The organism is Curtobacterium sp. PhB137 (genome assembly GCF_003814955.1).
GTDB lineage: Bacteria > Actinomycetota > Actinomycetes > Actinomycetales > Microbacteriaceae > Curtobacterium.
Map to the genome: position 1 here is coordinate 982,218 of NZ_RKQO01000004.1, position 23,281 is coordinate 1,005,498.

Below are 23,281 nucleotides of genomic sequence, written 5' to 3' on the forward strand. Positions count from 1 at the left end.
CGGAGGTAATTTACGCACAGCCCCGGTGCGGCTGTCAATTCGGATTGGTCGCGTTTTCGTAACGGCCTGCGTGATCCCGCATGAACGTCCCCCGGACGGGAGGCACGGTGCCGGCCCGCCCCGCGTCCTGCGGATCGACCGTGGGTGCGTCAACGACCGCGCGGGGCTCCCGTGGACGCCCGCACGACGAGCTGCGGGACGATGTCGATCGGCCGCAGGAGCTCGTCGTCGCCGGGCAGGAGCAGGTCGACGCAGCGGCGGCCGAGCTCGGCGAAGTCGACCTGCACCGTGGTGAGCGGTGGCCAGAAGTGCTTCGCCTCGGGGATGTCGTCGTAGCCGACCACCGACAGGTCGCCCGGCACGTCGAGCCCGTACGAGCGGGCCGCGTGCATGACGCCCAGGGCCATCTGGTCGTTCGAGCAGAACACCGCCGTGCAGTCCCGCCACCGCAGGAGTTCGCGGCCGGCGTGGTAACCGAAGTCCGCCGTCCAGTCGCCCAGGATCGGCGGGACGACGGACATGTCGCGGTCCGACATGGCGCGCAGGAAGCCCTGCATGCGGGCGTCCGCCTCGATCCAGTCCTGCGGGCCGGCGATGTGCCGGATGTACTCGTGACCCAGGTCGAGCAGGTGCTCGGTCGCGAGTCTCGCGCCCTCCATCTGGTCGACCCACAGGGCCGTCGGGTCCTCGCCGACACTGGCCCGCATCGTCACGTACGGCGTGCGGATGCCGAGTTCCTCGATCAGGTCGAACACCCGCTGCTGGGGTGCGATGACCACGATGCCCTCGACGTCCAGGTCGAGCAGGTGCCCGAGCCCCTCGCGCACGGCTGTGTCGGTCGCCTCGGCGATGTTCGCCGTCGTCACCGAGTACCCGCGCAGCATCGCCGCGTCCTCGATCGCCTGCAGTGCGACCGCCGGGCCGTAGTGGGCGCGCCGGGCTGTCAGGACGCCGATCGTGTGGGTCCGGCTCGTGACGAGGGCCCGCGCCGCACGGTTCGGCCGGTACTGCAGCTGCTCCATCGCCGCCAGCACCTTGTCGCGCGTGGCGTCGCGGATGGCGTCGGAGTTGTTCAGCACCCGCGACACGGTCTGGTGGGAGACGCCCGCGATCCGTGCGACGTCACGGATGCTGGGCGAACGCGGTTGCTGTGCCCGCGATGACGCCATTGCTGCTCGTTTCCGCCCGGGGCCGTGGCACGTCGATGTGCACGTTCACATTCCGGGCCAGATCATTATGCACGTCCAGCGGATCGACGCCACCTGAACGTCCTCGAGGCTGCGGCCCGGCGGCGTGCCGGGCCGCAGCCTCGCTGCGCCCTCGCTGCGCCCTCGCGGCGCGTCAGAGCCAGTTGCGCTTGCGGAAGATCGCCCAGAGCACGCCCATCAGGGCGAGCATGCCGAGGATCGCGACCGGGTAGCCGTACCGCCAGTGCAGCTCGGGCATGTGGTCGAAGTTCATCCCGTAGACACCGGCGATCAGCCCGGGGGCGAACAGGATCGCCGCCCACGACGAGATCTTCTTGACCTCCTCGCCCTGACGGTGCGCGGCGCGGGCGAGCTGCCGGCTCTCCTCGCCCTGCGCCAGGCTCGCGCTGGTCATCCGCCGCATCGCCTCGTTCTGCTCCTGCGACACCAGGGTCGCGTGCAGTGTCAGGGCGTTCTCGAGCAGGGACCGGAACGAGTCCACCCGCTCCGTCACGCGCAGGGCGTGGTCGAGCACGTTGCGCAGTCGGTGCTGCACCTCGTCGTCGACGCGGTACTTGTCGGCCCCGCGGAGCAGGCCCTTCACCATCGCGGGCACCGGCTTCGTGGCGCGCTGGAAGGACAGCACCTCGCTGAGCAGCTGGTAGATGCGCTTCGAGACACCGGGGTCGACCTGCCCGGCGAAGAGCTGGTCCTCGATGGCGTCGATGCCGTCCTGCAGCACCTCGACCACCGGGGCGTAGCCGTCCACGACCTCGTCGAGCACTGCGGCGGTCACGGCCTCGGAGCCCAGCGCCAGGAACTCGGGGTCGGCCTCGACCTGGGCACGGAGCGCCGCGAGGTCGGGGCGCTCGGCGTGCCGGACGCTCACCACGAACCGGTCGCCGACGAACAGGTGCACCTCGCCGAACTCGACCGTGCCCGCGGCGCGGTCGAACCAGGCCGGGCGGAGCACCAGGAAGAGCGTGTCGCCGTACCGCTCGAGCTTCGCGCGCTGGTGCCCCTTGCGGGCGTCCTCCACCGCATTCTCGTGCAGGTCGAACTCGGTCGCGACGGCGTCGAGTTCCTTCGGGTCCGGGCGGAGGAGTCCGATCCACGCCAGGTCGCACCGTGCGACCTCGTGGCGTGCGCCGAGCGACAGGGTCGACGGAGAATCGATGCGACGTCCTTCGACGTAGATCGCGTTGTCGATCATTGCCATGCGCGTGCTCCTCGTGGTCGGGAGCAGGCAGGCGCGATGCCGCGGACGGACCGCGGCGGGCGGAGGAGATCTAGGACACGGGCGCGGCGGCGAGGGGGAGGGGCTGCCGGCCCGCGCGAGGATGGTCACCCGACATCGCGCCTCACCTGCCCTTCTCCTGGTCGTGCGGCCGCGGTGCGCAGCCTCGTGGCCACAACCGTGGCCGACGTCCGACCCTACTCCGGACGCACGAGGGAGCCAAGCGCTCGTCCGAGACTCGGCCTGGGCGACGGTTCTCGTGCTCGCCGGCACGAGGAGTGTCGCGGAGCGCGAGTCTCGGCCCAGGCGGCCGCCAGGGTCAGCGGGTGATGTGCAGGCCCGCGGCCTCGAGCTCGGTCAGCTGCCAGCCCAGCCAGGGGCTCCAGCCGAACGGCGCACCGGCGACGGCGGCCCGCAGCGAGTCCTCGGAGACCCAGGCGTACTCGGCGACCTCGTCGTCCGCGGGGGCGGGCAGGTCGTCGGTGACGGCGCGGAACACCGGGCAGACCTCGTTCTCGACGATCCCCGAGGCGTCGACCGCGCGGTACCGGAAGTCCGGCAGCACGAGCTCGACGTCGCGCACGGTGATGCCGAGTTCGCGCGATGCCCGGCGGGCGATGGCGTCCTCGAACGACTCGTCGGGGCCGGGGTGCCCGCAGAACGTGTTCGTCCAGACACCGGGCCACGTCTTCTTCGACAGGGCGCGACGGGTCACCAGGACGTCCCCGTCGGTGTTGCGGACGTGGCACGAGAAGGCCAGGTGGAGGGGCGTGTGGTCTGTGTGCACCGTGAACTTGTCCGCTGTGCCGATCGGGGTACGGTCGTCGGCCAGCAGGACCACGGTTTCCGGGAAAGCGCTCATCTGCACCGATAGGTTAGGCCAATGAGCGAGGAAGCGGCCACCGTGGCGCACATCGACCTCGCGCTCGTCGACGACTGTCTCGAGCGCTTCTTCGTCGTGTCCTCGGCTCGTGCCGCGCGCTACGGCCGTCCGTCCGAGGAACTCTGGCGGGTGCTCCGCAAGGCGAGCCTGGGCGGCAAGCGCTTCCGACCGCGCATGGTCCTGACCGCGTACCTCGGCCTCGGCGGGGACGACGTGCACGCTGCCGCGCACGTCGCCGCGGCCTACGAACTCCTGCACACCGCGCTGGTGGTGCACGACGACGTCATCGACCGTGACTGGGCGCGCCGCGGCCAGCCGAACGTCGCGGGCTCCTACCGCGACGCCGGCACCACCGGTGGGCTGCCGCTGCCGACCGCCGAGCACCGCGGGATGAGCGCCGCCGTGATCGCGGGCGACCTCGCACTCTCCGGCGCCCCTCGGTTCATCGAGTCCTCCGGCGTGACGGGCGAGCGTCGTGGGCGTCTGCTCGAACTGCTCGACGAAGCCGTGTTCGCCAGCGCCGCCGGTGAGATGACCGACGTCGACCTGGCCCTGGGCGTGATGCCGACGGTGGACGAGGTCCTGGCGATGGAACGGGCGAAGACGAGCGTGTACTCGTTCGAGGCGCCGCTGCAGTCCGGTGCCGTGCTCGCCGGCGCGCCCGAGACCGTCGTCACCGCACTCGGCGCCTTCGGCCGCGAGATCGGCATCGCGTACCAGATCGTCGACGACCTGCTCGGGGTGTTCGGCGACGAGACGACCACCGGCAAGAGCGTGCTGGGGGACCTGCGCGAGGGCAAGCGGACCATGCTCATCGCGTACGCGGCCACGACGGACTGCTGGCCGGACATCGCGCCCTACCTGGGTGACCCGGACCTGACCGAGGACCGTGCGGCCGAACTCCGTGCGACCCTGGTCACCTGCGGCGCCCGTGCCGCAGCCGAGTCCCGGATCGCCGACCACGTCGCACTCGCCCGTGCCGAGCTCTCCGGACTGCCGTACGACCTCGCCGACCGCCTGGAGGGCCTCGTGACCGAACTCGTGGAGCGCGCCCGGTGACGACCGACACCACCCGGACCGGCAGTGCGCCGTCCGGTCGGCTCCCCCTGTACGACGCCACGGCCGAGGCAGCGTCGAGCGTCGTCATCGACCGCTACTCGACCTCGTTCGGCCTGGCGAGCCGGTTGCTCGCCAAGGACACCCGCGAGCACATCCGCAACGTCTACGCGCTGGTGCGCGTCGCCGACGAGGTCGTCGACGGTCCCGCGACCGAGGCGGGGCTCGACCCCGACCTGGCACGGACGGTCCTCGACGAGCTCGAGGCCGACACCGAGCGCGCGATCGCCCTCGGTTTCTCGGTGAACCCCGTCGTGCACGCGTTCGCCCGGAGTGCACGGGTCACGGGCTTCGGCGCGGAGCTCACCAAGCCGTTCTTCGCGTCGATGCGGATGGACCTGGAGCGCACCGAGCACGACGACGCCTCGTTCGCTGCGTACGTGTACGGCTCGGCCGAGGTCGTGGGGCTGATGTGCCTGCGTGCGTTCGTGTACCGCGCCGGCCGCCCGACCTTCGACCAGGCTGAGCTCGTCGCGGGAGCCCGTGCGCTCGGCGCCGCGTTCCAGAAGGTGAACTTCCTGCGTGACCTGCACGCCGACTTCGAGGTGCTCGGTCGCTCGTACTTCCCGGGGGTCGACATCCGCTCGTTCGACGAGGCCACGAAGCAGCGCCTGGTGGCCGACGTGCAGGCCGACCTCGACCACGCGGCCCGGACGATCCGGCTGCTGCCGGCCGACGCCCGGAACGCCGTCGGACTCGCGCACGCCCTGTTCCAGGAACTCAACGACCGCATCGCCCGCACACCGGCGACGCGCCTGGTGACGACGCGCGTGCGCGTCCCGAACCCGGTGAAGGCACGCCTGGCCGCACAGGTGCTCGCCGGACGCGCCCCCGTGCGGTCGAAGGTGGCCACCCGTCGGCCAGGAGGCACGTCATGACCCCGCCCCGCGCCTCCCGTCCGACGGCCGTCGCCACCACCACCCGGCGCAAGGTGCCCGCCCGACGCGCCGTCGTGATCGGCGGCGGCATCAGCGGACTGGCGTCCGCGGCGCTGCTCGCGCGGGACGGCTTCGCCGTGACCGTGCTCGAGCAGCGGTCGCAGCTCGGCGGCCGTGCCGGTTCGTGGGAGCGCGACGGCTTCCGGTTCGACACCGGGCCGTCGTGGTACCTCATGCCCGAGGTGTTCGACCACTTCTTCCAGCTGCTCGGCACCTCGGCCGACGCCGAACTCGACCTCGTGAAGCTCGACCCCGGGTACCGCGTCTACAGCGAGGGCAACGACGAGCCGATCGACCTGCGCGCCGACGCCGAGGCGAACATCGCACTGTTCGAGTCCGTCGAGCCCGGAGCCGGCAAGCGGATCCGGAAGTACCTCGCCTCGGCCGAGGACACCTACGCGATGGCGATCCGCCGGTTCCTGTACACGACGTTCCAGGACCTCACGAAGCTCGCCGCCCCCGACGTGCTCCGTCGCCTGCCGAAGCTCGCCCGGCTCCTGCTGCAGCCACTGTCGTCCCGCGCTGCCTCGGCGGTCAAGGACCGGCGGCTCTGGCAGATCCTGGGCTACCCCGCGGTCTTCCTGGGCACGAGCCCGTACGCCGCACCGAGCATGTACCACCTGATGAGCCACCTCGACCTCGCCGACGGGGTGCTCTACCCGAAGGGTGGCATCACCGAGGTGATCGCCGCGGTCGAGCGGGTTGCCCGTGCCGAGGGCGCGAAGATCATCGCCGGCGCGAAGGTCGAACGGATCGTCGTCGAGGACGGCGTCGCCACCGGGGTCGTGCACCGCGACCGCGACGGCGTGCAGCACACCGCACCGGCCGACCTGGTCGTGAGCGCCGCCGACCTGCAGCACACCGAGATGCAGCTGCTCGACCGCGAGCACCGCACCCACGGCGCCGAGCACTGGAAGACCCGCGACCCCGGACCGAGCGCGGTGCTCGTCTACCTCGGTATCGACGGACCGACGCCCGGCCTGCTGCACCACACCCTGGTGTTCACCGAGGACTGGAAGGCGAACTTCGGCGCGATCTTCGGCAAGGACCGGCACGTCCCCGACCCCGCGTCGATCTACGTCTGCGCGCCGTCCGAGACCGATCCGTCCGTCGCGCCCCGCGGCTCGAGCAACCTCTTCATCCTGGTGCCGCTGCCCGCCGACCTGTCCATCGGCAAGGGCGGGATCGACGGCGCCGGCGACTACGAGGTCGAGCAGATCGCCGACCGTGCCATCGACGTCGTCGCCGAGCGTTCGGGCGTCCCCGACCTGCGGGACCGCATCCGGGTCCGCCGGACGATCGGACCGCGCGACTTCGCCGACGACCTCAACGCGTGGAACGGGTCGATGCTCGGCCCCGCGCACACGCTCAAGCAGAGTGCGTTCTTCCGCGAGAAGAACGCGTCGGCCAAGGTCGAGGGGCTGTACTACGCCGGGGCGTCCACGATCCCGGGCATCGGTCTGCCGATGTGCCTGATCAGCGCCGAGGTCCTGCTCAAGCGGATCCACGGTGACACGAGCACCGAACCGCTGCCGACGCCGCTCGGCACCCCGCGGAACCAGGCCGGCACCGTCTGATGCCCGGGCTGTACCTCGCCGGCCTGGTCGTGTCGCTGATCGGCATGACCGTGCTCGACGCCCGCTTCCGGCTGTTCTTCTGGCGAGCACCGTGGCGTGCGGCTGCGGTGATGGTCGTCGGTGTCGCGTTCTTCATGGTGTGGGACGTCGCCGGGGTCGCGTACGGCATCTTCTTCATCGGCCCGCAGCACCTGCTGACCGGGGTGCTCCTCGCCCCCGAGGTCCCGCTCGAGGAGCTCTTCTTCCTGCTGCTGCTCTGCTACTCGACGATGGACCTGGTCGGCTTCGTCCGGCCCGTCGTGCAGCGGTCGCTCGGACGGCGGCGCCCGTGACCGGCTCCGGCGCGTACGCCCTCCTGGCCCTGCCGTTCTTCGCCGTCGTGGCGGTGGTGGCGGTCGTCGCCGGCATCGTGGCCGCGCGCCGTGCACGAGCGGCGGGACGCGCACCGGGGCCCGGCCGCCGGGTCGCACTGGTCACGTCGCTCGTCGCCGGGATCGCGCTGCTCGTGATGACGATCGTGTTCGACAACGTCATCGTGACCCTGCGCATCGTCGCCTACGACCCCTCGCTCATCAGCGGCGCGAAGATCGGGGCGATCCCGGTCGAGGACCTCGCGTACGCGATGGCGGCGATCGTGCTGCTGCCGAGCCTGTGGGTCCTGTTCGACCGGACGGGCCCGCGCGACCCGGCCGCCGCGCGCCCCGCGCCCGACCCGACCACCGCACCACCGGAGGACACCCCGTGAACGCCAGCACCGCCTCCAGGCCGTCGACCCTGCGCGCCCTGTTCGTCTCGTCGCGTCCGATCAGCTGGGTGAACACCGCCTACCCGTTCGGTGCCGCGTACCTGCTCGGCAGCGGGGTCGGCGTCAGCGTTGACGACAGCAGCGGCGGCGGCGGGTTCTCGCTCGTCGCGTTCCTGGTCGGCGTCGTGTACTTCCTGGTGCCCTACAACCTGGCGATGTACGGCATCAACGACGTCTTCGACTACGAGTCCGACCTGCGCAACCCGCGCAAGGGCGGCGTCGAGGGGGCGCTGCTCGACAAGAGCGTCCACCGCACCACGCTCTGGGCCGTCGTCGTCACGAACGTGCCGTTCCTGGTCGCGCTCGTCGTGCTCGGGGCGGTGAGCGGGAACGGGCCGTGGTCGTGGCTCGTCCTCGCGATCAGCGTGTTCGCCGTCATCGCGTACTCGGCGCCGGGGCTGCGGTTCAAGGAGAAGCCGTTCCTCGACTCCCTGACCTCGTCGACCCACTTCGTCTCGCCCGCGATCTACGGCCTGGCGCTCGCCGGACCGCACTGGACTGGCCAGCTCGTCGCCGTCTGCATCGCGTTCTTCCTGTGGGGGGTCGCCTCGCACGCGTTCGGCGCGGTGCAGGACGTCCTGGCCGACCGGGCCGGCGGCATCGGGTCCGTCGCGACCGTCATCGGTGCGCGGGCGACCGTGCGACTCGCGTTCGTCGCGTACCTGGTCGCCGGCGTCGCGCTGCTGTTCTCGGCGTTCCCCGGGCCGATCGCCGCCGTCGTCGTGATCCCGTACGCGCTCAACGTGCTGCCGTGGTGGAACATCACGGACCAGGGCGCCGAGGCCGCGAACGCGGGGTGGAAGCGGTTCCTCTGGATCAACTACCTGGCCGGGTTCATCGTGACGATGGCGCTCATCGCCTACGCCTTCACCCACTGAGCGCGCGGGTCGCGTCCCGTCCCGCCGGTCCCGTCGGCGTCTCGTCGAGGTTCCGAAATCTCGGCATCTCGACGTCGCCCGGCGCGATCCGTGGAACCTCGGCGCCGCGCACGCGGCATGTCGTGGAACCTCGCCGCCCGGCGCGCGCAGCACTGACAGACTGGACGGACGCGTCACGGGAGTCGTGACGCCGCAGCCACGAAGGAGTGCACGCATGACGGTCCGGATCATCCACGTCGGTCTCGGAGGGTGGGGCGGCAACTGGGCCCGCACCGCCATCCCAGAGGTCTCCGAAGTGGAGGTGGTCGGGATCGTCGACCCGGTGCCGGCGACGCTGACCGCCGTGCAGCAGGACCTCGGGCTGCCCGCGTCCGCCGCGTTCGCGTCCCTCACCGAGGCGCTCGCCGGGGTCGAGGCCGACGCCGTCGTCATCACCGCCCCCGCCGTCACCCACGTGCCGCTCGCGCTCGAGGCCCTGGACGCCGGCAAGCACGTCCTGGTCGAGAAGCCGTTCGCCAACACCACGGACGAGGCCGTCACCGCCGTGCGCCGTGCCGAGGAGCTCGGCCTCGTGCTGCAGGTCAGCCAGAACTACCGCTGGTACCCGGCACCGCGCGCCGTGCAGGACCTGCTCGCTGCGAACGCCGTGGGCGAGCTCTCCGCGATCAACATCGACTTCCGGCAGTGGGACAACGACCTGGCGTTCGAGGAACACCCGCACTACAAGTTCCCCCACGCCATGATCAACGACATGGCCATCCACCACTTCGACCTGCTCCGGATGGTCACCGGACAAGAGGCCGTCCGGGTCTTCGCCAAGGCGACCTTCCCGTCGTACAGCAAGTACCAGGACGAGGCCATCGCCTCGATGCTCATCGAGCTCGACGGTGGGCTGGTCGTCAGCTACCGCGGCAGCTGGCTGAGCCGCGGCCCCCGCACGGCGTGGGCCGGCGAGTGGAGCATCCAGGGCGAGGACGGCGAACTCTGGTTCACCAGCCGCGACGGAGCGCCGAACGCGGTCGACGGCGACGTGGCCACCCTCCGCCGCACCCAGGACGACGAGGCCGAGCCCGTCGAGCTGCCCGTGCTCGAGCACACCGACCGCCAGGGCGGGCTGCAGGCCTTCGCCCGTTCGGTCGAGGGCGGTCCGGCGCCGGCGACGAGCGGCCGCGACAACCTGCGCAGCCTCGCACTCATGGAGGCAGCTGGTCGTTCGGCTGCCAGCGGCCAACCCGAGGACGTCGTCGTGCCGTCCTGAACGCCGTGACCGGCGGACGGGAGGCCCGTGGCGGGCCTGCCACGGGCCTCCCGTCCGCCCTGGGGTCCGCGTCCACTGCCCCGGGAGCGACACCGACCAGGTGGCCGCACCGCGGCCATCTGGGCGCGCCCCCGGCCCGGCCGTGTAGAAACTGGGGAATGGCCAAGGACAGTCTCCCCGAGCTCGAACTCGCGAACGTCCGCACGCGTGAGCGCATGACCGACACCGTCACCGAGCTCAAGCGCCGTGCGAACCTCCCGGCGCGGGCACGGCTCGCAGCCGCGAAGACCCGACAGCGCTGGCACCGTGACCCGACCCCGCTCGTCGCGATGGGCATCACCGGGCTGACCGGTGTCGCGGCGATCGTCCTCGGCATCGCGCTGCGCAACCGCCCCGCCGGGCACCTGGCAACGCCACCGGCGAGTTCGGCCTTCACCGCGTTGCTGCCGTTCGGCGCGCGCGGCGACGGCCCCTCGGCGGCGGAGCAGGCGCAGTCCGGCCGCAAGGGTCGGAAGGCCCGGGCGAAGGCCGCCGAGCAGGCGCTGGACCGTGACCCGGCGCACAAGGCCCGCGTGAAGCAGCAGACGGGCATCGCCGCGGTGCAGCGACGGGCGAACAAGAACCGCAAGGCCGCCGTGAAGCGGTCGAAGCAGGCCCTGAAGGCGCGGGGGTAGTCCGATGGCGCAGGAGCAGCAGAAGCCGGACCCGGACGACTCCCGGAAGCCCGACAGCCCGACCGACCTGAACAAGCCGACGCTCGTCTACACGCTGAAGAAGACCCTGCGTGAGTTCTCCAGCGACCAGTGCACCGACCTCGCCGCGAGCCTGACGTACTACACGGTCCTCGCGCTCTTCCCCGGGCTGCTGGCGATCGTCTCGATCCTGGGCCTCGTGTCCGACCCGCAGCAGACCATCGACTCCCTGCTGACGATCATCGGCAACGTCGGGTCGCAGAGCGTCGTCAACCTGCTGAAGGAGCCGATCGAGGGCCTCGTCCGGTCGCCCGCCGCCGGCATCACGTTCGTGGTCGGCATCGTCGGCGCGATCTGGTCGGCTTCCGGGTACGTCGGCGCCTTCGGCCGGGCGATGAACCGGATCTACAACGTCCGCGAGGGTCGACCGATCTGGAAGCTCCGCCCGACCATGCTCGGCGTGACGGTGTTCACCGTCGTCATGCTCGTCGTCGGCCTGCTCGTGCTCGTCTCGGGCCCGCTCGCCCGGAGCTTCGGTGACGTCATCGGACTCGGCGACGCCGCCGCGACGGTCCTGCTGATCGTGCAGTGGCCGATCCTGCTCGTCGTCGCGATCATCGTCGTCGCGGTGCTCTACTACTGGGCGCCGAACGTCAAGCAGCCGAAGTTCCGGTGGGTGAGCGGTGGGTCGATCCTGGCGATCCTCATCCTGATCATCGCGAGCGTCGGCTTCGGGTTCTACGTCGCCAACTTCTCGAACTACAACGCCACGTACGGCTCCCTCGGTGGGGTCATCGTGTTCCTGCTGTGGCTCTGGATCACGAACAACGCGCTGCTCTTCGGTGCCGAGTTCGACGCCGAGCTCGAGCGCGGCCGGCAGCTCCAGGCGGGCATCCGGGCGGAGGAGGACATCCAGCTCCCCGAGCGCGACACCCGCCAGATCGAGAAGCAGGACGAGAAGCGGGCGCAGGACGTGCTCGAGGGGATCAGGATCCGGCAGGGCGCCGACGGCGACTGACCGAATCCGGTAAACTGGTGCAGCGGACCCGCCCCACTCTCGTGGATCAGGCGGGTCTAGCTGTTTCTCCGGGCACGTGCAACGGCGCACCGTTTCGGTCCAGGGGTCGCAGGTGCTGGTCGTACCAATCCCATCCGAACGCGTTGCGTGGGTGCCGATTGAGGTGGATGTTCACCGTGTACGCCACGAGGTCGGCGATCTGCGCCCACTGCGAACGACGGCTGTCATGTGCCACCGGGTCCTCGAGCACGCGGCGCGTCTACTCCAGGCGTCCGTGGTGGTCGGCGCGCTACGGTGCGACCGTGCCCGCCTTCCTCGACGGGCTGCCGTTCTGGCAGCTCGTCCTCGCGCTCTTCGTGATCGTGTTCTGCCGCGCGCAGGCCACGTACTGGGTCGCGCGTCTCGCAGTGACGGGTGCCTCGCGCTCCCGCTGGGGCGGCTGGCTGCAGTCGCCGGCAGTCCGCCGCGGCTCAGTGCTCCTCGAACGCTGGGGCCTGCCGGTGGTGACGGTGAGCTTCGTGGTGGTCGGGCTGCAGACGGTGATGAACGCGGCCGCGGGGCTCGCCCGCGTGGCGTGGTGGCGGTACACGATCGCGATGGTGCCGGGGTGCGTCGCGTGGGCCTTCCTCTACGCCACCGTCGGGCTCGCGGTGTTCTGGGCGGTCGTCGCCGCGCTGGCCGGCTCGCCGTGGGGCATCGCAGCGGTGGCCGTCCTGGTCGTCGCGATGGTCGTCGCGGTGACGGTTCTCCACAGATCCCGGACGCGGACGGGAGGCCCGGCCCGGCTTCCGTAGGCTGGCCCACGTGACGACAGAACAGCTCCAGAACCGTCCGGTCGCCCTGGTGACCGGTGCCACCCGCGGCATCGGCCGCGCGATCGCGACCGACCTCGGTCGCACCCACCACGTGTTCGTCGGCGGGCGGAACGCCGAGGCAGTGGACGCCCTCGTCGCCGAGCTGCCGAGCGCCGTGCCGTTCGTCGGCGACCTCGGCGCGGGGGACCTGCCGGCGCTGCCCGACCGGCTCGACGTGCTCGTGCACTCCGCCGGCGTCGAGCAGGGCACGACCATCGCCGACACCCCGCGTGCCGTGTGGGAGCAGGTCTTCGCCACGAACCTGTTCGCGGTCGCCGAGCTCACCCGGGTGGCGCTGCCGGCACTCCGGGCGGCTCGGGGCATCGTCGTGCCGATCAACAGCGGTTCCGGGTTCCACTCCGGCCCCGGCGGTGGTGTGTACGCGGCGTCGAAGTTCGCACTGCGGGCCTTCGCCGATGCCCTGCGCGAAGAAGAACGGGCGAACGGCGTCCGGGTCTCGAGCGTGCACCCGGGCCGGACGGACTCGGACATGCAGCGGGCGCTGACCGAGAAGCTCGGCGAGGACTACGACACCGCGTACTACCTGGCGCCGGAGGACGTGGCCGCCGCCGTCCGGACGGTCGTCGACCTGCCGGAGCGCGGCACCGTCGAGTCGCTCGCGATCCGACCGACCCGACGGCGCTGACAGCGGGCTACGACAGCTCGATGCGCGCGTCGAGCTCGAGTCGGTCGAGGAACGTCTCGTCGTGGCTGACCACGACGAGCGCGCCGCGGTAGGCCCGCAGCGCGTCGACGAGCTGGTCGACGCTCGTCAGGTCGAGGTCGTTCGTCGGCTCGTCGAGCACCAGCAACTGCGGCGGCGGGTCGGCCAGCACCAGGCTCGCCAACGCCACCCGGAAGCGCTCCCCGCCGGACAGCGCCCCGGCGAGCCGGTCGACGGTGTCGCCGCGCACCAGGAACTTCGCGAGGCGGTTCCGGACCTCGGCGACGGCGACGTGCGGGGCGTCCCGTCGCACGTTGTCGAGCACCGTGGCGGAGTCGTCGAGGGTGTCCTTCCGCTGCGGCAGGTAGGCGATCCGCTCGACGTGGGCGACGGCACCGGTGTCGGGCAGCGGGTGCTCCCGGGCCTCCGGCGAACCGACGAGCTGTTCGAGCAGGGTGGACTTGCCGACGCCGTTGTCCCCGGTGACCGCGATCCGCTCCGGCCCCTGCACGATGACGTCCCGTCCACGCACCGTGACGGTCGCGATCTGCCGTGACGCCGGGACGTCCGGGTCGGGCAGGGTCACGTGGATGGACTCGTCGTCGCGGAGCCGGAGCTGTGCCTCCCGCTTCGTCTCGAGGGCAGCGGCCTCGTCGTCCGCGTACCCGACGCGCAGCCGGCCGGCGGTCTGCTCGCCCTTCTTCCGCAGCTCGTTCGCGTAGCCCTTCGGCATGTTCTCGACGGCTTTCACCCCGGCGCGCGCTCGCCGGGCGATCTTCGTCTCGGCCTCGATGCGCTGCCGCTTCTCGGTGCGGTGTCGCTGTTCGGCGACCCGGACCTCCCGTTCGACGGCCGCCTGCTGCACGGCCACGTGCTCCTCGAACGCACTGAACGTCCCGCCGAACACGGTCATCGCACCGGCGCGGAGCTCGCACGTCTCGTCGACGTGCTCGAGGAGCTCCCGGTCGTGACTGACCACCACGAGGGTGCCACGCCAGTCGTCGACCAGGTCGAGCAGGAGCCCTCGTGCCCGACGGTCCAGGTTGTTCGTCGGCTCGTCGAGGAACGCGATCGGACGACCGCGCAACCGCACCCCGGCGACGGCGACGAGCACGGACTGCCCGCCCGACAGCGTCGACACCGGGCGTTCCAGGTCGGCGCCGTCGAGTCCGACGCTCGCGATCGCGGCGGCGGCCCGTTCCTCGAGGTCCCAGTCGTCGCCGACCGCCTCGAAGTGCTCGGGCGACGCGTCACCGGACAGGACGGCCCGGAGCGCGGTGAGCGTCGACCGGATGCCGAGCAGGTCGGCGACGGCGTCGTCGGTCCCCGTTGCGAGGCGCTGCGGCAGGTGGTCGACGGGGCCGGACGTCGAGATGGTGCCCGACGTGGGGTGGAGTCGGCCGGTCGCGAGCCGGACCAGCGTGGACTTGCCGGCCCCGTTCCTCCCGACCAGGCCGGTACGGCCACGCCCGAAGGCGGCGGTGAGGTGGTCGAGGGCGACGGTGCCGTCGGGCCAGGCGAAGGTGACGTCGTGCAGGACGACGGATGGACTGCTGGGCATGGGGATGCCTCCCGGTGTCGATGCTGGGCGCACGACACCGAACCCACCGCTGTGCGGTGGAGCGCCCGACGGGGGCGCGCGATCACGGTGTCAGCGCGTGGGCTGAGCAGAACCGGTGATCGACAGCAATCCGTCTTCTTCCGTCGGGGACCCCCGTGTCCGCCATCCGTGCCGCCGGTCGGTCTCCCGCCCCGGGGGCCTCGTGATGACGACGAGGTGCCTCCCACGGTAATCCCGGCCACGGGGACGCGCAAGGGATGACAGGCTGGGGGCATGCCGGAGAACCTGTTGCCGAACCCGTCGACGAACCCTGAGACCCTGCTGCCCGCTGAACCCGAGGTGACCGCGGCACTCGCCGCCGACGCCCCCGTCGCCAGCGTGGTGGTGTCGCACCCGTCGTCGAGCCTGGCGTGGGCCCTGCTCGCCGACGAGGCCTGGGAGCGTGGCGCGGCGCTCGAGTCGTACGCCTACGCCCGCGTCGGGTACCACCGCGGGCTCGACGCCCTGCGCAAGGCCGGCTGGCGCGGTGCCGGTCCGGTGCCGTGGGCGCACGAGCCGAACCGGGGCGTGCTCCGTGCGCTGCTCGCGCTGCGCCGTGCGGCCGAGGCGATCGACGAGCCCGGCGAGCCCGAGCGCCTGACCGACTTCCTGAACGCGAGCGACCCCGAGGCACTGCGCGCCCTGTCCGCCGACGCGTAGGCAGCGCGGTCGCGGCGCAGTCGACAGATCGCGCCCCGTGATCGTCGTCGCGCCCCGAAGAGCCGGGGCGCGACGACGGCAGCGGGGCGCGGACGAGTCGGACGCAGCCCGCCCCGCCCTACGCCAGCACCACGCTCCAACTGAACGCCTGCGGCCAGAGCTGGTGCTCCGGCAGCACGTCGAGGCCGCACGCCCGGCTGCCGAGCCCGTGCTGTGCCGCGTCGAGGTACAGGTACAGGTGGTCCGACGTCGGCAGCTCGTACGGGTGCTCGGCGCGGTCGATCTGCTGCGCGGTCCACGGCGACAGGGTGAAGCCCGCACGGTGCGATCCCACGGTCGACACCGTGAACGGCCCCACGGACAACGAGCGCAGAGCAGGCCGGTGCCCGGTCTCCTGCGGCCGCGAGTACTCGACCCCGAGCGACCGCACCGGAGCGGTGAACCGACCGACCCGGGCTGCGTGCGACGAGTCGGCGTAGGACTCGAGCGGCCCGGTGCCGAACCACGTGGCCGTCTCGTCGGCCAACCCGGCCGGCAGGTCGAACCGCACCCCGATCCGCGGCCAGGTGACGTCCCACGCCCCGAACGGTACCGCGTCGGTCTGCAGCACCAGCCCGTCGGACGTCAGGGTCCAGCGGTGCGTGACCTCGAGGCCCCACCCGCTGTTCGCCGCCGCCACCCGCACCCGCTGTTCCAGGCCGGAGTCGGTCCGTGCCACCGACACCAGGCGGTGGGTCAGCCGGTCCAGTCCACGGTCTCGCCAGCGCGAGGCCGACGGGGGAGCGTCCGGGTCACCGACACCGTGCGTCAGCACCGGGTCCGCCGTCTCGTAGCCGCCCTGCGACGCCAAGCGGTCGTTGTCGGTCGGGGCGCGCCAGAGTTCCAGGCGGGGTCCTGCGACCTCGTGTCCCTTCCAGGACACCAGGTCGCCGCGGTCCGAGAACGTCCCGTCGCCGAGACGGTCGCCGTCCCACCCCTGCCGGGAGGCCCGTGGTGCGTCCGCCACACGGCTCGCGACGAGCCGCTGGGTGCGTGCGACGACGTGGCCGGTGTCCGCCCACGCGGTCGGGCCCGCCAGTTCGGCGGTCAGGTCGAGCCAGAGCTCGTCGCCGGGTGTGAGTTCGGCCGTGGCCGCGTCGAGCACCTCGGTCGGCACCGGGACGGTCGCCGACTCGCGGGCGGCCACCACACCGGCGGCGAACCGACCGGAGGCCTCGACAACGCCGTTCCGCGACAGGGTCCAGCAGAACCGCAGCCCGGCGGTCGAGGCCGAGTGGTACCGGTTCTCGACCAGGATCGTGGTCTCCGACACCGCCAGGCGGATCGGGGCGACGACGGCGGCGAACTCGGCGAGCCCGGGCGTCGGGGAGTCGTCGGGCAGCACCAGGCCGTCCATCACGAAGTTGCCGTCGTGCACGACCTCGTGGAAGTCGCCGCCGTAGGCGTAGTAGTCCTGGCCGGACGCCGTCTGCGCCAGGAGCCCGTGGTCGCGCCACTCCCACACGAACCCGCCGTGCAGGCGCGGGTACCGGTCGACCAGGGCCTCGTACTCGGCGATCTGGCCGGGGCCGTTGCCCATCGCGTGGACGTACTCGCAGTGGATGAACGGCTTCGAGCGTTGCCGTGCGGCCTCGGCCGGGCCGCAGCCGAGCAGGGGCGTCGGGGTGCCGCCGCCGATGGACTCGGTCTCCTGCAGCGACGGGTACATCCGCGAGTACACGTCGGTGTACTCGCCCGTGTAGTCGCCCTCGTAGTGCACGGGCCGCTCGGCGTCGCGGTCGTGCACCCACTGCGACATCGCCGCCAGGTTCCGGCCGGTGCCGGACTCGTTGCCGAGCGACCACATCACGATGGACGGGTGGTTCTTGTCCCGCTCGACGGTCCGTGCGACGCGGTCGAGGTAGGCGTCCGCCCAGGCCGGGTCGTCCGACGGGTTGCCGACCCAGCCGGTGAAGATGAACCCGTGGGTCTCGAGGTCGGTCTCCAGGATCACCCAGAAGCCGAGCTCGTCGGCCAGGTCCAGCACGCGGGGGTGCGGCGGGTAGTGCGAGGTGCGGATCGCGTTGACGTTGTTCCGCTTCATGAGCGCCATGTCCGCGCGGGCGTGCTCCTCGTCGAAGACCCGGCCGCGCACGGGGTGGGTCTCGTGCCGGTTCACGCCGTGGAACACCACGCGCTCACCGTTGACCAGGAACCGGTCGCCCTCGATCGACACGGTGCGGAAGCCGAGCCGCAACGAGACGGTCTCGCCACCGGCGGCACCGCCGGCGTCCGTGCCGGTCGACAGCGTGGCGTCGTACAGCTTCGGCAGCTCCGCGCTCCACGGCTCGACGCCCTCGACCTCGATCGGCACGACCTCGTCGGCCGTCGCCCACGTCACGTCGACGCCGAGGTCGGGCACCGCGAACCGCACCGGGAATCCAGCGTCCAGCGTCGGGAACGTGATGGTCCCGCTGCCGGTCGCCGGGCGTCCGGACGCAGCGGTCCCGGCCGTCGCGGCACTGCCCAACGTGGGCGCCCAGGAAGCCCTGACGAACACGTCGTCGATCGGCGCCGTCGGACGGGCGAGCAGCGTGACGTCGCGGAAGATCCCCGGCAGCCACCACTGGTCCTGGTCCTCGAGGTACGAGGCCGCCGACCACTGGTGCACCCGCACGGCCAGGTCGTTCGACCCCGGACGGAGCAGCTGCGTGACGTCGAACTCGGTCGCCAGGCGGGACCCGGTCGACCAGCCCACGAGCGTGCCGTTCAGCCACACCCGGAAGTGCGACTCGACCCCGTCGAACCGCAGCAGCACCCGACCGGCGGCCGCGAACGACGCCGGCAGCTCGAACGTGCGCCGGTGATCGCCGGTGGGGTTCTCGTCCGGCGGGTGTGGCGGGTCGATCGGGAACGGGTACTGCAGGTTCGTGTAGCTCGGCGACCCGTGCCCGTGCAGCACCCAGTGCGACGGCACCGGGAGCTCGCCCCACGCGGGGTCGTCCTCCACGGCGGCGTCGGTCGCGAACGCGTCGGACACCGATGCGACCGGCGACCACCGGAAGCGCCAGTCGCCGTTCAGTGACAGCGAGGGTGCGTCGGTGTGGAGCGCGGCCCGCGGAGGGAGCCGTGATGCCGAACCCGGCGAGGTCGAGTGGAGGTCGTCGAGTGCGGAGTTGGTCAACCCTTGACCGATCCTTCCGTGAGGCCCCCGCGCCAGAAGCGCTGCAGGACGATGATGGCGATGACGAGCGGGATGACCGAGACGAGCACCCCGCCGGTGGTGAGCTGGTAGAACTCCGGCAGGCGGTCGACCTGCGAGCGCCAGTTGTTCAACCCCAGTGTGATCGGGTACAGCTTCTGGTCTGCCAGCATGATGAGCGGCAGGAAGAAGTTGTTCCAGATGCCGACGACCTGGAACAGGAACACGGTCACCAGGGCCGGGGTCATCTGGCGGAGCACGACGGTGTGGAAGATCCGCAGTTCGCTGGCACCGTCGATGCGTGCCTGTTCGAGCAGCGTGGTGTCCACCGACGCCGCCGCGTACACCCGGCACAGGAACAGGCCGAACGGGGAGACGAGGCTCGGGATGAGCACGCTCCAGTACGTGTCGGTCAGGCCGAGGGTCGAGAACAGCAGGAACAGCGGCAGCGCCGTCGCGGTCCCCGGCACGAGCACGCCGCCGAGGATCGTGCCGAACACGAACTGCCGACCCTTGAAGTCGTACTTCGCCAGCGCGTACCCGCCGGCCGCGGCGAAGTAGGTCGCCAGGACCGCACCGACGCCGGAGTACAGGATGCTGTTCGCGATCCACCGGACGAAGATGCCGCCGTCGTACGTGAACACCTGCTGCAGGTTGCTCCACAGTGCGAAGTCGCCGCCGAACCAGAACCCGTTCGTCGAGAACAGCGCGCCGGTCGTCTTCGTCGCGGCGATGACCACCCAGTACAGCGGGACGAGGAAGTACAGCGCGACGATGACGAGGATGCCCGTCACGACGATCTGCGAGCGGGGAGACCGGTCGAGCTTGCGGCGCTGGTGCGCCGAGATCGACGTGGTGTCCACGGGGACGGCGGTCTTCGCCGTGGCCGGCGCTTCGATGGCTTCGCTGGTCATGCGTCCGCCCCCTTCGTTCCGTTCTGCAGACCGGACCTGGCCTGGAGGCCCGGTGCGGCTTGGGAAGTACCGGTGCTGCCCGCCGCAGCGCGCGTCTGGAGCGCGGTGCGGGCCTCCAGGCCGTCACGCTTGGCGCGCTTGCGCCGGTCGCGTTCGTCCTTCGGCGCGCGGTTCGTCAACGCGAGGAACGCGAACGACAGGATGAACGCGGCCAGCGCGATGATGACCGCCTGCGCACTCGCGACGCCGTACTCGTTGAACGCGAACGCGTTCGTGTACGCGGCGTAGTTCGGCGTGTACTCGGTGTCGATCGCCGGGGCGACCGTGGACAGGATCTGCGGCTCGGCGAAGAGCTGCAGCGTCCCGATGATCGAGAACACCGTCGTGAGCACCAGGGCCGGGGCGATGAGCGGGATCTGGATCCGCCATGCGACCTGGAACGGGCCGGCACCGTCCATCTTGGCGGCCTCGTAGACCTCGCCGGGGATCGACTTCAGCTGCGCCACGATGATGAGCATGTTGTAGCCCGTGTAGGTCCACGTGACGATGTTCGCGATCGACCACAGCACGCTGTTCGCGCCGAGGAAGTCCGGCTGCAGCCCCATCGACTGCAGCAGCGACACGATCGGCGACAGGCCGGGCACGTACAGGAACGACCACAGGATCGTCGCGATGACGCCGGGGACGCCGTACGGCATGAAGTAGATCGCGCGGAAGAAGCCCGGCCAGCGGGCGCTCGCCGACTCGAGCAGCAGCGCGAGGATCGTGCAGGCGATGATCATCACCGGGACCTGCACGATGCCGAAGAGCAGCATGCGGCCGATCGAGGCGACGAAGCCGGAGTCCTGCAGCGCGATCGCGTAGTTGTCGAAGCCGGCGAACTTGCCGACGACGCCGTCCTCGCCGAACAGGCCCTCGCGGTCGACGGTCGTGAACGACTGGAACAGGGCGCTGATGATCGGGATGATGAACGTCAGCAGGAACAGGGCCAGGAACGGCGCGAGCAGGATCCACGGGGCACGCTTCTGCGCACTCGTGGCCTTCGTGCTCGTGCGGAAGGCGGGTCGCGTGCTGGTCTGCTGGCTCATCGTGCCGTCCTGACGCTGAGGCCCTTGTCCTTGAAGGACTGGACGATCTCCCGCTGCGCGAGTTCCACCGCGTCGGAGAGCTTGAGGCCGGAGGTGAGCTTCCGGCGGAACTGGTTCTGCAGGCTCGTGAACGCCGACTGGGTCACGGGGGACCACGACCAGTCGATGTTCTGCTCCTTCGAGGCCGGCACGAAGACGTCCTCGTTGTAGTTCTGGCCGGAGAACCACTTCGACGGCTGCTCACGCTGCTTGCCGATGTAGTCGACCGCGGGCGACCAGCCGATGCCGCAGTGCTTGATCATCGCGTCGATGCCCTCCTTCGAGGTGGTCATCCACGTGATGAACTCGAGCGCCTCCCTCGGGTGCTTCGCGTTCGCCAGGACCGCCGCCGTCGACCCGCCGATGGCGCTCGAGCCGAAGCCGTCGGCGCCCCACTTCTGCATCGGGGCGACCTTCCACTTGCCCTCGCCGCCCTGCACGGACTCGATCAGGGCGTCGCCCCAGCTCGCGCTCGTGACGGCGGCGATCTTGCCGCTCGCGGCCGAGGCGTACCAGCCGGGGGAGTACGCACCGGCGCTGGTGTCGACGAGCTTGTCGTCGATGACCCCGTCGAAGAAGTCCGCGACCATCAGGGTCTTGTCGTCGGTCATGTCGACGACCCACTCGTCACCGTCGACCTTGAACCAGCGGGCGCCGGCCTGCTGTGCGTACGCGGCGAACGGTGACGCGTCCGAGACCGGGAACACCTCGAGGTAGTTCTGCTTGCCCGTCTTCCGGACCTTCTCGGCCAGGTCCCGCCACTCGTCCCACGTCGTCGGGGGTTCACCGCCGGCCTGCTCGAGCAGGGCGGTCTGGTAGTAGAAGCCCATGGGGCCGGTGTCCTGCGGGATGCCGTAGATGCCGTCGACGAACGACACCTGCGCCCACGCCGCCTCGTCGTACTTGGACTCGAAGTCCTTCGCGCCGTAGCGGGCGAGGTCGACGAGACCGTTGGCGAGCATGAACTCGGGGATCTGCCGAAGCTCGACCTGACCGATGTCCGGACCGCCGCCGGCCGCCAGTGCGGAGTACATCTTCTGGTACCCGCCGCTGTTGCCACCGGGGATCCAGTTCGCCGACACCTGGATGTTCGGGTGCGTCTTGTTCCAGACGTCGCAGACCTTCTGCAGGTCCTTCAACCAGGCCCAGTAGGTGAGCTGGACGGTCTCGCCCGACGCGGCGGCCGGCACGAGGGCGGCCTTGTTCACGTTGGTGGAACCGGGGACCGCGCAGCCGGCGAGCAGCCCTGCCGCCGCCGTGCCGATGCCGAAGCCCAGGAGTTGTCGTCTGGAGATGGGTCGTGGTCGTGGCGTCATTGCCGCACTCCGGTTCGTCGTCGATTCGGGGTCCAGGTCAGCCAACCACAAAACCGAGCGTCGTTGCAGATTCGCGCCTGGGTGTTCGCTCCCGACTGTGGACGCCCGGTGGCGGCGAGGTGGAGTGTGGTCGCACGTGAGAGCGCCGGGGCTCATCAGCTCCGGCAACCGTCCGAGAGGAGCTGCCATGACGTCGACCAACGCGACGAGCGAACTGCACCGGATCCTGGGAGAGCGACTGGAGGGCGGCGGCACCTGGGCCTGGGCCTACGCCGACGTCTCCGGCAACGTCGAGGATCCCCGACGACAGGCGGCGCTCAAGCTCCGCGGTGTCGAGGAGGGGCTCCGGGCACAGGGTGCGTCCGACGAGGTCGTCGACGCCGTCGCCACCGAGTTCGAGCAGGAGCCCGGCGTCCCCTCGCCCGTCACCCGGTACGTGCTCGTGCACGACGGCGAGGTCGTGCTGAGCGAGGTCCTGCCCGGGCCGCTGCACGGATCGGAGTCCGTCGGCGTCGGAGCCGTGCCCGACCTGGTGCCGCTCGTCGCCCACCGTCCCGTCGACCTGCCGTTCCTGGTGGTCCACGCCGGCAAGGAGGGCGGGGCCTTCCGTGCCTACCGCCTCGGGCACGCTCCGGTCGCGGCCGACGCGTCCGAGCAGCAGGTGGCAGGCCGGAACGACACCCTGCACTACGCCAAGGCCGGCACCGGGTGGAAGCAGCCGCACTGGCAGCAGCACACCGAGGAGATCTGGAAGCAGAACTCCTCGGAGACCGCTGCCGCCGTGGACGAGGCCGTTCGGACGATCCGCCCCGGACTCGTCGTCGTCGCCGGTGACGTCACCGCCCGCGAGCTGCTGGTGAAGGCACTCTCGTCCGAGACCCGTGCACTCGTCTCGGTGTTCCCGGGCGACCCGCGAGCCGACGCCGGTTCGAAGCAGGCGTTCGTCGAGCACGTCGAGACCGCACTCGCCCGCGTCGTCGCCACCCGCCGTCACGACCTCGAGGACTCGCTCCGCACGCACGTCGGGCGTGGCGACAACCAGGTCGTCACCGGCCTCGGACCCGTCGTCGAGGCGCTGCAGCAGGCCCAGGGTGCGACCGTCGCCCTCGACGCCGTGGCCATCGGCGACCGGACGCTGCTCGCGCTCGCCGGGGCGCCGTGGGTCGCCACCGCACCGGAGCAGGCCGCGGGGACGCCGGTGATCGGGGCGGTGCCGGCGGTGTGCGCGCTCGTGCGGGCCGCGGTCCTGACCGACGCCGAGCTCGTGCTCGTCAACGCCGCGTCGCTGCCCGGTGGCGCTCCCGCCGCCGCGCTGCTGCGCTGGCCCGTCGGCCCGGTGGTCCCCGCCTAGCGAGCCGCGCGCGCACCTTATCGAA

The 23,281-nt window shown here is 71.2% G+C and carries 20 protein-coding genes and 1 pseudogene; 13 read left to right on the forward strand and 8 right to left on the reverse strand.

The features are described 5' to 3' along the window. Window positions 1-149: 149 nt before the first annotated feature. From EDF28_RS05155 to idi, 3 genes are all read right to left on the reverse strand, one after another. Window positions 150-1,169: a LacI family DNA-binding transcriptional regulator gene (locus tag EDF28_RS05155; protein ID WP_123293492.1), complete on the reverse strand. Its 1,020-nt coding sequence runs from the start codon at window positions 1,167-1,169 to the stop codon at window positions 150-152. A gap of 172 nt (window positions 1,170-1,341) precedes the next feature. Next, window positions 1,342-2,406 carry a magnesium and cobalt transport protein CorA gene (locus EDF28_RS05160; RefSeq protein ID WP_123937389.1) on the reverse strand — a complete coding sequence of 355 codons (1,065 nt, stop codon included), beginning with the start codon at window positions 2,404-2,406 and terminating at the stop codon, window positions 1,342-1,344. 337 nt (window positions 2,407-2,743) lie between these two features. Beyond that, a complete protein-coding gene (gene idi / locus EDF28_RS05165) occupies window positions 2,744-3,286 on the reverse strand; it encodes an isopentenyl-diphosphate Delta-isomerase (protein WP_111085474.1) in 543 nt (180 codons plus the stop codon). Window positions 3,287-3,307: 21 nt separating this feature from the next. On the opposite strand from idi, the gene EDF28_RS05170 reads away from it, so the two are divergent. The 11 genes from EDF28_RS05170 to EDF28_RS05215 all read left to right on the forward strand — a co-directional run bounded on the left by EDF28_RS05170 (window position 3,308) and on the right by EDF28_RS05215 (window position 13,089). Continuing rightward, window positions 3,308-4,366, forward strand: coding sequence for a polyprenyl synthetase family protein (locus tag EDF28_RS05170; RefSeq protein ID WP_123340003.1), 1,059 nt, complete (start codon window positions 3,308-3,310; stop codon window positions 4,364-4,366). After that, entirely contained in the window at window positions 4,363-5,301 is a 939-nt protein-coding gene (locus EDF28_RS19145; RefSeq protein WP_260154538.1) for a squalene/phytoene synthase family protein, read from the forward strand. Before EDF28_RS05170 ends, EDF28_RS19145 begins: the two co-directional genes overlap by 4 nt. Then, window positions 5,298-6,938, forward strand: coding sequence for a phytoene desaturase family protein (crtI, locus tag EDF28_RS19150; RefSeq protein WP_260154539.1), 1,641 nt, complete (start codon window positions 5,298-5,300; stop codon window positions 6,936-6,938). The genes EDF28_RS19145 and crtI overlap by 4 nt, the downstream gene beginning before the upstream one ends. Continuing rightward, window positions 6,938-7,270 (forward strand): lycopene cyclase domain-containing protein, encoded by a 333-nt coding sequence (locus EDF28_RS05180; protein ID WP_111085416.1) that lies wholly within the window; start codon window positions 6,938-6,940, stop codon window positions 7,268-7,270. The genes crtI and EDF28_RS05180 overlap by 1 nt, the downstream gene beginning before the upstream one ends. Further along, window positions 7,267-7,683, forward strand: a complete 417-nt coding sequence (locus EDF28_RS05185; protein ID WP_165901151.1) for a lycopene cyclase domain-containing protein — start codon at window positions 7,267-7,269, stop codon at window positions 7,681-7,683. Before EDF28_RS05180 ends, EDF28_RS05185 begins: the two co-directional genes overlap by 4 nt. Continuing rightward, window positions 7,680-8,621, forward strand: a complete 942-nt coding sequence (locus EDF28_RS05190; protein WP_123937391.1) for a prenyltransferase — start codon at window positions 7,680-7,682, stop codon at window positions 8,619-8,621. Before EDF28_RS05185 ends, EDF28_RS05190 begins: the two co-directional genes overlap by 4 nt. 214 nt (window positions 8,622-8,835) lie before the next feature. Then, the gene (locus tag EDF28_RS05195; protein ID WP_123937392.1) at window positions 8,836-9,879 is read left to right on the forward strand and encodes a Gfo/Idh/MocA family protein; all 1,044 of its coding nucleotides are present in this window, start codon (window positions 8,836-8,838) and stop codon (window positions 9,877-9,879) included. 158 nt (window positions 9,880-10,037) lie between these two features. After that, a complete protein-coding gene (locus EDF28_RS05200) occupies window positions 10,038-10,553 on the forward strand; it encodes a hypothetical protein (RefSeq protein ID WP_123937393.1) in 516 nt (171 codons plus the stop codon). Between the two features lie 4 nt (window positions 10,554-10,557). Then, entirely contained in the window at window positions 10,558-11,589 is a 1,032-nt protein-coding gene (locus tag EDF28_RS05205; protein WP_123937394.1) for a YihY/virulence factor BrkB family protein, read from the forward strand. Between the two features lie 302 nt (window positions 11,590-11,891). Continuing rightward, window positions 11,892-12,383, forward strand: a complete 492-nt coding sequence (locus tag EDF28_RS05210; RefSeq protein WP_123937395.1) for a VTT domain-containing protein — start codon at window positions 11,892-11,894, stop codon at window positions 12,381-12,383. Between the two features lie 10 nt (window positions 12,384-12,393). Next, on the forward strand, window positions 12,394-13,089 hold the full coding sequence (locus tag EDF28_RS05215) for an SDR family oxidoreductase (protein ID WP_123937396.1): 696 nt from the start codon (window positions 12,394-12,396) through the stop codon (window positions 13,087-13,089). 7 nt (window positions 13,090-13,096) lie between these two features. On the opposite strand, the gene EDF28_RS05220 is transcribed toward EDF28_RS05215, so the two are convergent. Then, complete coding sequence (locus EDF28_RS05220) at window positions 13,097-14,668, reverse strand: ABC-F family ATP-binding cassette domain-containing protein (RefSeq protein ID WP_123937397.1); 1,572 nt, start codon at window positions 14,666-14,668, stop codon at window positions 13,097-13,099. A 273-nt stretch (window positions 14,669-14,941) separates the two neighbouring features. On the opposite strand from EDF28_RS05220, the gene EDF28_RS05225 reads away from it, so the two are divergent. Next, window positions 14,942-15,367: a DUF3151 family protein gene (locus EDF28_RS05225; protein WP_123937398.1), complete on the forward strand. Its 426-nt coding sequence runs from the start codon at window positions 14,942-14,944 to the stop codon at window positions 15,365-15,367. Window positions 15,368-15,485: 118 nt separating this feature from the next. Here the strand turns inward: EDF28_RS05225 and EDF28_RS05230 are convergent, their stop codons facing one another. The 4 genes and pseudogenes from EDF28_RS05230 to EDF28_RS05245 all read right to left on the reverse strand — a co-directional run bounded on the left by EDF28_RS05230 (window position 15,486) and on the right by EDF28_RS05245 (window position 21,905). Continuing rightward, the gene (locus EDF28_RS05230; RefSeq protein ID WP_123937399.1) at window positions 15,486-18,530 is read right to left on the reverse strand and encodes a glycoside hydrolase family 2 TIM barrel-domain containing protein; all 3,045 of its coding nucleotides are present in this window, start codon (window positions 18,528-18,530) and stop codon (window positions 15,486-15,488) included. Beyond that, window positions 18,527-19,462 (reverse strand): carbohydrate ABC transporter permease, encoded by a 936-nt coding sequence (locus EDF28_RS05235; RefSeq protein WP_123937400.1) that lies wholly within the window; start codon window positions 19,460-19,462, stop codon window positions 18,527-18,529. The genes EDF28_RS05230 and EDF28_RS05235 overlap by 4 nt, the downstream gene beginning before the upstream one ends. Window positions 19,463-19,629: 167 nt before the next feature. Then, window positions 19,630-20,550 (reverse strand): annotated as a pseudogene (locus EDF28_RS05240) (carbohydrate ABC transporter permease); the annotation flags it as partial. Continuing rightward, window positions 20,547-21,905, reverse strand: a complete 1,359-nt coding sequence (locus tag EDF28_RS05245; RefSeq protein ID WP_123293506.1) for a sugar ABC transporter substrate-binding protein — start codon at window positions 21,903-21,905, stop codon at window positions 20,547-20,549. The gene EDF28_RS05245 and the pseudogene EDF28_RS05240, both read right to left, overlap by 4 nt. A 187-nt stretch (window positions 21,906-22,092) precedes the next feature. Here EDF28_RS05245 and EDF28_RS05250 point away from each other — a divergent pair, with 187 nt between their 5' ends. Further along, on the forward strand, window positions 22,093-23,256 hold the full coding sequence (locus EDF28_RS05250; protein ID WP_123293507.1) for a hypothetical protein: 1,164 nt from the start codon (window positions 22,093-22,095) through the stop codon (window positions 23,254-23,256). The last annotated feature ends 25 nt before the right edge of the window (window positions 23,257-23,281 follow it).